9 protein-coding genes and 1 pseudogene are annotated in these 11,747 nt (G+C 61.3%); 6 read left to right on the plus strand and 4 right to left on the minus strand.

What is annotated here, in order from left to right; genetic code table 11:
• Positions 1-34: 34 nt before the first annotated feature.
• Positions 35-1,822 (minus strand): IlvD/Edd family dehydratase, encoded by a 1,788-nt coding sequence (locus NQL71_RS14275; RefSeq protein ID WP_274642855.1) that lies wholly within the window; start codon positions 1,820-1,822, stop codon positions 35-37.
• A 47-nt stretch (positions 1,823-1,869) separates the two neighbouring features.
• Complete coding sequence (locus NQL71_RS14280) at positions 1,870-3,051, minus strand: fumarylacetoacetate hydrolase family protein (protein WP_046819280.1); 1,182 nt, start codon at positions 3,049-3,051, stop codon at positions 1,870-1,872.
• A gap of 112 nt (positions 3,052-3,163) precedes the next feature.
• Here NQL71_RS14280 and NQL71_RS14285 point away from each other — a divergent pair, with 112 nt between their 5' ends.
• The 6 genes from NQL71_RS14285 to NQL71_RS14310 all read left to right on the plus strand — a co-directional run bounded on the left by NQL71_RS14285 (position 3,164) and on the right by NQL71_RS14310 (position 9,132).
• Positions 3,164-4,114, plus strand: coding sequence for a LysR family transcriptional regulator (locus NQL71_RS14285; protein ID WP_046819279.1), 951 nt, complete (start codon positions 3,164-3,166; stop codon positions 4,112-4,114).
• A gap of 145 nt (positions 4,115-4,259) precedes the next feature.
• Entirely contained in the window at positions 4,260-5,642 is a 1,383-nt protein-coding gene (locus NQL71_RS14290) for an MFS transporter (protein ID WP_046819278.1), read from the plus strand.
• Positions 5,639-6,379, plus strand: a complete 741-nt coding sequence (locus NQL71_RS14295; RefSeq protein ID WP_274642856.1) for an SDR family oxidoreductase — start codon at positions 5,639-5,641, stop codon at positions 6,377-6,379. Before NQL71_RS14290 ends, NQL71_RS14295 begins: the two co-directional genes overlap by 4 nt.
• Before the next feature lie 38 nt (positions 6,380-6,417).
• Positions 6,418-7,266, plus strand: a complete 849-nt coding sequence (locus NQL71_RS14300) for an ureidoglycolate lyase (protein ID WP_166619578.1) — start codon at positions 6,418-6,420, stop codon at positions 7,264-7,266.
• A 133-nt stretch (positions 7,267-7,399) separates the two neighbouring features.
• Complete coding sequence (locus NQL71_RS14305; RefSeq protein WP_274642857.1) at positions 7,400-8,080, plus strand: nitroreductase; 681 nt, start codon at positions 7,400-7,402, stop codon at positions 8,078-8,080.
• Between the two features lie 131 nt (positions 8,081-8,211).
• On the plus strand, positions 8,212-9,132 hold the full coding sequence (locus tag NQL71_RS14310) for a LysR family transcriptional regulator (protein WP_046819274.1): 921 nt from the start codon (positions 8,212-8,214) through the stop codon (positions 9,130-9,132).
• On the opposite strand, the pseudogene NQL71_RS14315 reads toward NQL71_RS14310, so the two are convergent.
• Positions 9,113-10,535, minus strand: a pseudogene (locus tag NQL71_RS14315) (aldehyde dehydrogenase family protein). The gene NQL71_RS14310 and the pseudogene NQL71_RS14315 overlap by 20 nt on opposite strands.
• Entirely contained in the window at positions 10,532-11,725 is a 1,194-nt protein-coding gene (locus NQL71_RS14320) for an iron-containing alcohol dehydrogenase (protein WP_274642986.1), read from the minus strand. The pseudogene NQL71_RS14315 and the gene NQL71_RS14320 overlap by 4 nt, the downstream one beginning before the upstream one ends.
• Positions 11,726-11,747 lie beyond the last annotated feature (22 nt).

Consider the following 11,747-nt stretch of genomic DNA (forward strand, 5'->3'; position numbering starts at 1 on the left):
GTCGTCTCCGCTAGCAGACCCCACATCAAAGCCGTCAATGCGAATGCCGTGGCTCGCCTCCACTTCGGGCAATGACCCGCAAATGCAGGGTGGCCGGTTCCAGGCAGCCGCCAGTGGAGAGCTGGCCGACCAGTTGCCGGTACAGCTCTTGCCACGGGGTTTGCGAGGCCGGGATGTTGGGTGTCCACTCGGCACGGCGGCGGGCCATTTCGGTCTCGTCGACCAAAAGGTTGACCGAGCGTGCGTTGAGGTCCACGCGCAGGCGGTCGTTGGTTTTGAGTAACGCCAGGCCACCACCGACGGCAGCTTCGGGTGACATATTGAGGATCGAAGGGCTGGCTGAAGTGCCGCTCTGGCGACCGTCGCCAAGGCAGGGCAGCGAGTCGATGCCTTGCTTGATCAGCGCGGCCGGAGGGGCCATGTTCACGACTTCAGCACTGCCTGGGTAGCCCACGGTGCCTGCGCCACGAATGACCAGAATGCAGCGCTCATCGATGTCCAGCGCCGGGTCATCGATCCGGGCGTGGTAATCCTCCGGTCCTTCGAACACGATCGCGCGCGCTTCGAAGCTGTTTTCCGCGCCCGGTTCAGACAGGTAGGTCTTGCGAAACGCGTCACCCACCACCGACATCTTCATGATCGCACTGTCGAAGAAGTTACCGCTGAGCACAATGAAACCTGCGCGGTGCTTGAGTGGCGTTTCAAAGGGGTAGATCACGTCGGCGTTGCTGGTCAGTGTGCTGCTGACGATTTCGCCGATGCTCTTGCCGCTGACCGTGGCGCAGTCTTCGTGCAGGCGCCCGGCTTTCTGCAGCTCATGCATCACGGCCGGTACGCCGCCCGCACGATGGAAACCTTCGCCCAGGTATTTGCCTGCCGGCATGCAGTTGACCAGCAAGGGTACGTCTTCGCCGATGCGTTGCCAGTCATCGAGGCTCAGTTCGACGCCCATATGGCGGGCGATGGCGATCAGGTGAGGCGGGCAGTTACTCGATGCCCCCAGTGCCGAGGCCACGGCGATCGCATTTTCGAAGGCTTCACGGGTCATGATCTGCGACGGACGCACATCCTGCATGACCAATTCGCAGATGCGCTTGCCGGTGGCGTAGGCCATTTGTCCGCGCTCACGGTAAGGCGCCGGAATGCTCGCGCAACCCGGCAACGACATGCCCAGGGCTTCAGCCAGGGCGTTCATCGACAAGGCGGTGCCCATGGTGTTGCAGTGGCCCACCGAGGGCGAGGCCGCGGTGGTCATTTCCATGAAGCCTTCGTAATCGATTTCCCCGGCGGCCATCAGGTTGCGTGCATGCCAGAGTACGGTGCCCGAGCCGATCAGTTCACCTTTGTGGTGGCCATCGAGCATCGGCCCGCCCGACAGGACAATGGAAGGAAGATCAGTGGTGGCGGCGGCCATCAGGCAGGCCGGGGTGGTCTTGTCGCAACCGGTGGTGAGGACGACACCATCGAGTGGATAGCCGTGGAGAATCTCCACCAGCCCCAGATAAGCCAGGTTACGGTCCAGTGCAGCCGTAGGCCGGCGTGACTGTTCGGCGATGGGATGGACAGGGAATTCCATGGGAATGCCGCCGGCATCACGAATGCCCGCCTTGACCCGCTGCGCAAGTTCCAGATGATGACGGTTGCACGGGGTCAGGTCGCTGCCAGTCTGGGCGATGCCAATGATCGGGCGGCCCGATTGCAGCTCTTCACGGGTCATGCCGTAGTTCATGTAGCGTTCGACATACAGGGCAGTCATGTCGGCGTGGGCAGGGTCATTGAACCATTGCTCGCTGCGCAGGCGACGTCCAGGCGTATCACTCATGATTCATTTCTCTCTTGTCATTGGATGAATCGGCAATCTGTCGTGGTTCAGCGTGCAAGCAGTCCACGGGCAGCCAGGTTGCGCAGCAAGGCACTCACGCCAAAGGTCCAAGGCGTTGCCTCGGAACTGTGGGTCACCTGGTTGTGCAGGCTGCCAAGCAATGGGCTGCTGATACGCACCCGGTCACCCAGTTTGTGGGTGAACCCGCTGCCGACATGATCGCGATCTTCGGTAGGGGCGAACAGCGTACCGAGAAACAGCAGGAAGCCATCGGGGTACTGGTGATTGGCGTTGAGGGTCTGGCCGGCCAGGTCTTGCGGGTCCCGGCTGATCTGGCTCATGGAGCTCGATCCGTGCATCCGGTAACCATCCTCGCCTTGCACCTCAAGGTCGACCACGCAGGCGCGGACGTCGTCCAGGCTGAAGTGCTCGTCGAACAAGCGGATGAAAGGCCCGATCGAGCAGGAAGCGTTATTGTCCTTGGCCTTGCTGAGCAACAGCGCACTACGGCCTTCGAAGTCGCGCAGGTTGACGTCATTGCCCAGGGTTGCCCCCTGAATCTGCCCGCGGCTGTTTACCGCCAGCACCACTTCCGGCTCCGGGTTGTTCCACTGCGAACCTTGGTGAATGCCAATCCGGCTGCCGCTGCCGACAGAGGCCAGGACCGGTGCCTTGGTGAAGATTTCCGCGTCCGGACCGATACCCACTTCCAGATACTGTGACCACATGCCTTGTTCGATCAGAAAGGCTTTCAAGCGCATGGCCTGTTCCGAGCCTGGAACGATCGAGCGCAGGTTGTCGCCGATCACGCCCTGCACAGTGGCCCGCACCGCTTCAGCCTTGGCGGCATCGCCACCAGCCTGCTCCTCGATCACTCGCTCGATCATGCTGGCGGCAAAGGTCACGCCGGCCGCCTTGATCACTTGCAGATCCAGGGGGGGCAACAAATAAGCTCTGGAGGGGTCGGCGTCGGGGCCGGTGTTGGCCAGCAGGTCTTTGACACTGGCAATGAAAATCCCGGGCGTGTCGCGTACCGCCGAGAGCGGAGCATCGGATTCCAGCAAGTCACTCAAGGTCGCGAAACGCTCCGACAGGTCGAATACGCCGTCAGCGCGCAGGACGATCGGCGAAGGTCCGGCGATTTGGCCCGGCACCCAGGCACGGCCGATCAAGGTACCGGCCACACCATCGACTGGCAGAGTGTTTTCGGGAGTAAGCATTAGCGACATGGCAATCTTCCTGGTTCGTAAAGGCTTCACGCTAGGGCGCACAGCCGATAAACTCCAATGAGATAATTTCAATAAATGATAACGCACGGTTATTGCTGCCCGAGGTGTGCCCATGTCGGATCTTTCATTCACCCACTTTTGCGGATGGCTCAAATTCAGGCATTTGCAGCTGATCGACACGCTGGGGCGCACACGTAACATGCACCTGGCGGCGCAACAGATGAATCTCAGTCAGCCGGCCCTCAGCAAGATGCTCAAGGAAATCGAAAGCCTGCTGGGCTTTGCTTTGTTCGAACGCCTGCCACGGAGCATGCCACCCACTCCGCTGGGTGAGCATGTGCTGCGCTATGCGCAAATTGCCCTGAATGACGCGCGCTCGTTCGTCGAACAAATCAGCAGTCTGCGCGAAGGCGGTCACGGCCACCTCAGGATCGGCGGTATTTTCGCCGCCACCGCCGTGGCCTTGCCCGAGGCCATTTTGCAGATCAAGGAACGCTGGCCATTGCTGTCGATCGAGGTGGTGGAGCAAACCAGTAACCACTTGATGAAAATGCTCGAAGAAAAAAAACTCGACCTGGCCATCGCCCGGTTCACCGATCAGAGCCAGCAGCAACATTACGATTTCCAGCCACTGGCGCCCGAACCGTTCTGCATCGTGGTCAACGACCGACACCCGCTGGCCGCTGCCGGGCCCCTCTCATTGCAGCAATTGGTGGACTTGCCGTGGATTCTCTACCCGGTGGGCACACCCATTCGCGGCCGCATGGAACTGGCGTTCGCCGAGGCCGGCGTGGGCATGCCGCGAAACACCGTCGACACCATCTCCATGCAGACCTTCCTGCAGGTGCTGCAACGCGGGCCCATGATCGGAATGCTGCCCAACGCCATGGTCAATCCGCTTCTCGAGAGCGGCCAGCTCAAAATCCTCGATACGCCGTTGCATCTGGTGCCACAGGATTACGGCATTCTCACGCGCAAGGGCGAGCTACTGGTGGGGGCAGCCCTGGAGTTTGCCGAAATATTGAAGGACAACGCCCGGCTGACCAAGGCTTCGACGAAGTGAAACCGCAGCATTGGCAGGATTTATTCGATAACAGTCCGTTATCGGTTAATCCGAAAATGCCATTGGGAATGAATCGATTCGCGACAGTAGAGTGACCCCGTCGATAAAAACAATCAGGCATGTCCACATGCCCAGGGGTTACCTCATGCAAACGATTTCCGAGCAGTTACCTGCGCAGGCGCAAGCCAGCGAGCTCGACTTTGAAGACCGAACCTACCGCAAGGTCATCTGGCGCATCCTTCCCGTCCTGCTCCTGTGTTACATGGCCGCCTACCTGGACCGGGTCAACATCGGCTTTGCCAAGCTCGACATGCTCAACGAGTTGCAATTCAGCAATACGGTGTATGCCTTGGGCGCCAGTATGTTCTTCTGGGGCTACTTCCTCTTTGAAGTGCCGAGCAACCTGTTGCTGCATCGCTACGGTGCACGCTTCTGGATCGCCCGTATCATGTTGACCTGGGCCGCGATTTCCATGGCCGTGGCATTCACCGTGCCACTGGCGGGCCTCTTCCACATCGAATCGAGCACGATGTTCTACGTGCTGCGCTTTTTGCTGGGGATCTGTGAAGCCGGCTTCTTCCCCGGCGTGATTCTCTATCTCAATTATTGGTTTCCAACCCATCGGCAAAGCCGGGTGATGTCCGGGTTCCTGATGGCCATGCCGATCAGCCTGACCCTGGGCGGCATCCTGTCCGGCTGGTTGATGAACAGCATGCAAGGCGTGCACGGCATGTCCGGCTGGCAATGGATGCTGATCATCGAGGGCATTCCGTCGGTGATCATGGCGTTCGTCGTCATCGTCTGCCTGGCCAACAACATCGACTCTGCCAAATGGCTGTCCGCGGCGGAGAAAGCCATGCTCAAGGCCAATCTGCACACCGATAACCAGGGCAAGGCCTCGCGCCTGAGCGAAGTGTTCTTCAATCCGCGGGTGTGGCTGCTGGTCCTGATCCTGCTGACCTTCAACACCGGTTTCTACGGGCTGGCGTTCTGGATGCCTTCGATCATCAAGAGCACCGGTATCACCAACAGCCTGCACATTGGCTTCCTGACCGCCATTCCCTATGCGGTGGCCGTCGTGGCCATGCTGCTCAACGCCCGCCACTCCAACCGCACCGGCGAGCGCCGCCTGCACGCTGCGATTCCTGCGTTCATCGGTGGCGTTGGCCTGATCCTCAGCGCCTTCTTTGCCGACAACCTGGTGCTGTCGGTGTTCTTCCTCAGTATCGCGGCTTCCGGGATTCTCAGCCTGATGCCGATTTTCTGGACCCTGCCGGGGACCGTGCTGTCGGGTGTCGCGGCGGCTGCCGGCATCGGCATGATCAACGCCATCGGCAATCTGTCCGGCTTTACTGGCTCCATGATCACGGCCGTGGCGGAAAACCTCACCGGCAATATCAACAACGGTACCTATGTCTTGGCGCTGTGCCTGTTCGTCAGCGGCGGGCTGATCCTGGCCATTCCCGCTTCGATGCTCGGCCGAACCCCGAAAATCGCGACCGCTACCGCGAAGCTGGAGGCCGCATGAACCTGCAGGACAAACGAGTGCTGATCACCGCAGCAGGGCAGGGTATCGGCCTGGCCAGCGCCATGGCTTTTGCCCAGGCCGGTGCCGAGGTGTTTGCCACGGACATCGATATCCAGGGGCTGGCGGGTGTTGAAGGCATCACCGCCATGACTCTCGACGTGACGTCAGTCGATGCCATCAGCGAAACCTGCGAACTTATCGGTGGACTGGACGTGTTGTTCAACTGCGCGGGTTATGTGCACAGCGGTAATATCCTGGAGTGCGACGAAGCGGCCTGGGCGCGCTCAATGGACATCAATGTCACGGCCATGTACCGGATGATCCGAGCCTTTCTGCCAGGCATGCTGGAACGTGGCGGTGGATCGATCATCAACATGTCTTCGGTGGCGTCGAGCGTCAAGGGCGTGCCCAACCGATTTGCCTACGCTGCCAGCAAGGCTGCCGTGGTAGGGCTGACGAAAGCGGTGGCGGCTGACTTCATTGGCCAGGGCATTCGCTGCAATGCGATTTGCCCCGGCACAGTAGAATCACCGTCGCTGCGCCAGCGCATTGCCGCGCAGGCCGCGCAGCAAGGCGTTGACGAAGCACAGGTCTTCAAGCAATTTCTCGACCGCCAACCCATGGGGCGAATCGGCAGCGCCCATGAGATTGCCCAGTTGGCCCTGTACCTGGGCAGTGATGCGAGCGCCTACACCACTGGTGGCGTGCACGTCATCGACGGTGGCATGAGCATCTGAGACCCGGTTTGCACTTTCAGTTTAAGCAGGAGAAGCACATGAAACTGTTGCGTTATGGCGAAAAAGGTTCGGAAAAACCCGGCCTGCTCGATGCCGACAATCAAGTCCGCGATCTCTCGGGCCATGTGCCGGATATCGCCGGGCAGGTCCTGAGTCCTGAAAGCCTGGCAGCGCTTGCCGCCATTGATCCTGCCAGTCTGCCGATCGTTGCCGGGCAGCCGCGCATTGGCGCTTGCGTAGGCCAGGTCGGGAAGTTCATCTGCATCGGCTTGAATTACGCCGACCATGCGGCCGAGTCGAACATGGAAGTGCCCAAAGAGCCGATCATCTTCAACAAATGGACCAGCGCCATCTGCGGGCCGAACGACAACCTCGAGATTCCGCGGGGCTCGCTCAAGACGGATTGGGAAGTGGAGCTCGGCGTGGTCATCGGCAAGGGCGGGCGTTATATCGATGAAGCGAACGCCATGGAGCACGTCGCCGGCTACTGCGTGATCAACGATGTCTCCGAGCGTGAATGGCAACTGGAGCGCGGTGGTACCTGGGACAAGGGCAAAGGCTTCGATACGTTCGGCCCGCTCGGCCCGTGGCTGGTCACCCGCGATGAAATTGCCGACCCGCATGCGCTGGACCTGTGGCTGGAGGTCGACGGCCACCGCTACCAACAGGGCAACACGCGCACGCTGATCTTCAACGTGCCGCAACTGATTGCCTACCTGAGCCGCTGCATGAGCCTGCAACCGGGCGATGTGATTTCCACGGGCACGCCACCGGGCGTCGGGTTGGGCATCAAGCCCCAGCCGGTCTTCCTGCGTGCGGGGCAGACGGTGCGCCTGGGCATCGCGGGGTTGGGCGAGCAGCGGCAAGTGACTGTGCAAGCGGATTGAGGAGCCAGGGGTGGGGTCAACCCGGACGTTGCCCCCCCCCATTCAAGGGAGGTACATGCAGGCCGTTCTCTGGTTAAGCTGCAAACTAACCTGATCCCCTTGCGGGCTATCGGGGCGCAATGGAGACAGGCTCATGAACCCGACCGAGGTGCAAACGCTCGAGCATTTGCTGCAGCGCCGCCGCAGCTGCCGCGCATTTCTTCCACAACCCGTCGACCCCGCACTGATCACGCGCCTGTTCGCCCTGGCGCAACGCACTGCGTCCTGGTGCAACACGCAGCCATGGCAGGTCATCGTCACCCGGGGCGCCGCCACCGAGCGCTTCCGCGCCGCCTACCTCAATGAGCTGCAGACGGGCTCGCCGGCGCCAGACTTGCCTTTCCCCGGTGAATACCAGGGCGTGTATCAGCAGCGTCGACGCGAATGCGCACGACAACTGTACGAAAGCATCGGCATCGCCCCGGGAGACCGGGTCGCCAGCCAGCAACAGACCCTGCGCAATTTTTCCCTGTTCGACGCACCGCATGTCGCGATCATTACCAGTGATCGTGCGCTAGGCACATACGGCGCAATCGACTGTGGCGGCTACCTGGCCAACTTGCTGCTGGCAGCCGAGGCACTTGGCCTGGGGATCATTGCCCAGGCCGCGCTGGCCAGCTACTCCGGGTTTGTGCGCCGACATTTTGCAATCGGTGAGGATCGGCTCGTGGTCTGTGGTGTTTCCTTCGGGTATGCCGACCACGAATCGCCAGCCAATGATTTCTACACAACACGAGCACCCGCGCAGGAGATGCTTTGCTGGCATGACCGCTGAGAGGGATTCGAGGCTCGCTTTCGGGCTTTGCGCAAACTTTCATTGACGTGCAACAGGCCCCGATCGTTGAATGGCAGTGTTCAAATCGCGCCTCACAAAGGGCGCCCATTCAACGGGTAGCGAGATCAACTGTGCTGAGAAGTGTGACGGACATGGATCTGCGCCTGTTGCGCATTTTCTCCATTGTCGTGAAGTGCGGTGGCTTTACGGCTGCGCAGGCCGAGTTGAACATGAGCCAGTCCAATATCAGCACGCATATTTCAAGCCTGGAAAAACGCCTCGGTTATCGCATCTGCGAGCGCGGCAAGGGCGGTTTTCGCTTGACCGAAAAAGGTCAGCGAATCCTCAAGGCTTCGTCGGCGTTGTTCGGTGCCGTGGATGCATTTCGCGACGAGGCACAGGATCTGGCCGGGCGCCTGGTAGGTGATCTGTACCTCGGTCTGGCCGATAACATCGCGACGTTGCCAACAGCCCGGATCGATGCGGCGATCAGCCGTTTTTATCAGCGCGACCATGACATGCACGTGCACATCTTCGTCAACTCGCCCACGGAGTTGGAGTTGGCGGTCATCGATGGGCAACTGGACCTGGCGATTTCGTATTTCAGCCGGCCATTACCGACGCTGGCCTACCAGCCGTTGTACAAGGAGGAGATCGGTATTTTCTGCGGGCACAAGCACCCGTTGTTCTCCGTCAACGTGCCCACTGTCGAACAACTGCAGGCCAGTGACTGGATCAGGCATGGTTTCCTGCCGGCCGACCAGGTCCTGCCGGTGACACCCGAGCGCGCTTCAGCCACCGCCCATCATATGGAAGCGGTGGCCCATGGCGTACTGGCCGGGACACACCTGGGGTATCTGCCGGCCCATTACGCCCGGCCCTGGCTGGCGAGCGGACAAATGCGCGCGTTGCATCCGGCGACGCTGCGCTACGAGGTCCAACACAGCATGATCACCCACGTCGGGCACCCGCAAAGCGAAGCCGTGCGTGCCTTCATCGAAGACTTGCTGGCCGAGCACAACCTGCAGCCTGTCAGCCAAGGCAACGGGTAATGTGCTTGACTGACTGATAGGCCGCCAGGCCCCATGGCCCCAGCTCGCGGCCGATGCCGCTGCCCTTGGTGCCGCCCCAGGACGTCTCGACGAACACCGCCTGAATCGAGTTGATCCAGACGTGGCCGACCTCCAGGGCCTGGGCGACCCGTTCAGCGCGGACCAGATCGGCGCTGATGACGGTAGCCACCAGGCCAAAGCGGCTGTCGTTGGCCAATGCCAGCGCCTCTTGCTCCGTTGAAAAACGACGGGTACACAACACCGGGCCGAAAATCTCTTCGCTCCACAAGCGGCTGGCCACCGGCACGTCCGCGGTTGACGAACCAGCCCGGGTCACGCTGCACGTCGCCACCGGTCAGGCAATGCAAGCCTTCGCTGCGGGCGATGGCGAAATATTCCGAGACTTTGGACCATTGCGCCTGACTGGTGAGCGGGCCCATATCGACTTCGCCGTTCAGCGGATTGCCGACCCGCAGTGTTTCGAATGCGCTCTTCAGACGCAGCATCAACGCATCGGCGATGCTGTCCTGGACGAGCAGACGCGAGGTCGCCGAGCACATTTGCCCGGCATTCCAGCAGATACCGGCGACGATCCATTCAACGGCCTGATCAAGGTCGCTATCGTCGAACACGAGAATGGCGGACTTGCCGCCCAGTTCCAGGGTAACCGGCCGGCAATGGGCAGCCGAGCTGCGCATGACCTGACTGCCGACGGCGTTGCTGCCGGTGAACGACAGCTTGTCGATGCCCGCATGGTTGCTCAGCGCTGCACCGACTTCGGCTTTACCGCCGACGATGTTCAGCACGCCCGGGGGCAGGCCCAGCGCATCGGCGATTTGGCCGTAGGTCTGCTCGATCAATGGCGTGATGTCCGACGGCTTGAGCACCACGGTGCAACCGGCGGCCAGCGCCGGCGCGAGCTTCCAGGCACTGGTGACCAAGGGGAAGTTCCACGGCACGATCAAGCCGACCACGCCCACCGGTTCAAGGCGCGTGTGGGCATTGAAGCCCGCTACGGCCAGCGGTACGTCCCGGTCCTGCCGGGCGTCCAGTCCTTCCGCCAGGCCGGCGTAATAGCGAAACGTGGCGACGGCATCGTCGATGTCCACCACGGCTTCATGGCGGGGTTTGCCGTTGTTCTGCATCTGCAGCGCGATCAGTGCTTCGCGGCGCATTTCAATCTGTTGGGCGAAACCAGTCAAATAAGCTGCGCGTTGCGACCCACTGAGGTTGCGCCAGCCGGGGAGTGCCAGGCGCGCGGCGGCAATGGCTTGATCGACTTGCCGGGCACTGGCTGCGGTGAGCTCGGCAAAGGGTTGGCCCAAGGCCGGGTCAAAGACGGTGATGCAGTCGACGCCTTCACCGGCTACCCAGCGACCGTCGATGTAATGCGCGGCGGTCATGGCCGTACTCCCTGAAGCACGCCCTGGACAGCGTTGCGAAAAATCTGGCTGTAATCGTCAGCGCTGAGGACGCAGGCATTGGTGTCCGATGAAGAAATGTCCGCCAGCGCCTGTTCTCCCACCCAGGTCGCTGCGTCGGCATCAAGACCGATTTCACCCAGTGAGTGAGGAATGCCGAGGCGTTTGCGCAGATCCAGCACCCAATCGAGAAAGCCTTCGAAATCCGCTTGTGGCAACTCCAGATAGCGCGCCAGGCGCGCGATGTCCGGGGCAATACTTTCCCGGTTGGCCATCAATACATAGGGCAGGAGGATCGCGTTCAGCAAGCCGTGGTGCTTGTGATAGCGGGCGCCCAGTGGATGGGCGAGCGCGTGCACACCGCCCAGGCCTTTCTGAAAGGCCACGGCGGCCATGGCGGAAGCGACGAGCATGCCTTCGCGCGCGACCATGTCCTGGCCATTGGCATGGGCATTGATCAAATGCTGCTGGATCAGGCGAATGCCCTCCACGGCAACGCCCGACGACATCGGGTGATACAGGGGCGAGCAAAAGGCTTCAATGTGATGGGTCAGGGCGTCCATTCCCGTTGCCGCCGTCAGGGTCGGCGGCAGACCTCGGGTCAGCAGCGGGTCGAGGATCACGGTGGACGGGAGCAGTTCCGGGTGGCTGATCACCCGCTTGATGTTCTCTTCGCTTTGGGTCAACACGGCTTCGCGGCCCAGTTCCGACCCGGTGCCAGCCGTGGTCGGCAACGCAATCAAAGGGGGCAGCCCCAGGCGCGGAAAGTCCGCCAGGGTAGGGTAGTGGGCGATGACCCGGGACCATTCGAACCGCTGCAAGCCTTGCGCATCGACGGTCGCCAGGCTGATGCCTTTGGCGGCATCCATCGCGCTGCCGCCGCCCAGGGCGATCAGTGAATCATGCTTGCCGGCCTTGAACGCCGCAACGCCTTGGGCCACGTTCGCCATGCTCGGGTTGCTGGCCACTTCGCTGAACACGCTGAACGTTATGTCGGCCTCGGTCAGGTGAGCCTTGAGCAGCGCCAATGGTTCCAGGGACAACATGCCAGGGTCGGTGACCAGCAAGGGACGGCGCATGCCCAGCAAGGTGCAGCGCTCTGCCAATGCTTGGAGCGCACTCGGTCCGCAGAAAATATCCGTGGGGTAATTCCAATAGTGAAGGGACATCAGAAACTCCAGATCGGCAAGGCGC

The organism is Pseudomonas serbica (assembly GCF_028823535.1).
In the GTDB taxonomy this organism is placed as follows: Bacteria; Pseudomonadota; Gammaproteobacteria; order Pseudomonadales; family Pseudomonadaceae; genus Aquipseudomonas; species Aquipseudomonas serbica.

Excerpts from the sequence above, each read along its gene's own strand:
- NQL71_RS14285 (WP_046819279.1), top strand. The coding sequence starts at position 3,164 with ATGTCGGATCTTTCATTCACCCACTTTTGCGGATGGCTCAAATTCAGG.
- NQL71_RS14275 (WP_274642855.1), bottom strand. The coding sequence starts at position 1,822 with ATGAGTGATACGCCTGGACGTCGCCTGCGCAGCGAGCAATGGTTCAAT.
- NQL71_RS14290 (WP_046819278.1), top strand. The coding sequence starts at position 4,260 with ATGCAAACGATTTCCGAGCAGTTACCTGCGCAGGCGCAAGCCAGCGAG.
- NQL71_RS14300 (WP_166619578.1), top strand. The coding sequence starts at position 6,418 with ATGAAACTGTTGCGTTATGGCGAAAAAGGTTCGGAAAAACCCGGCCTG.
- NQL71_RS14295 (WP_274642856.1), top strand. The coding sequence starts at position 5,639 with ATGAACCTGCAGGACAAACGAGTGCTGATCACCGCAGCAGGGCAGGGT.
- NQL71_RS14305 (WP_274642857.1), top strand. The coding sequence starts at position 7,400 with ATGAACCCGACCGAGGTGCAAACGCTCGAGCATTTGCTGCAGCGCCGC.
- NQL71_RS14280 (WP_046819280.1), bottom strand. The coding sequence starts at position 3,051 with ATGTCGCTAATGCTTACTCCCGAAAACACTCTGCCAGTCGATGGTGTG.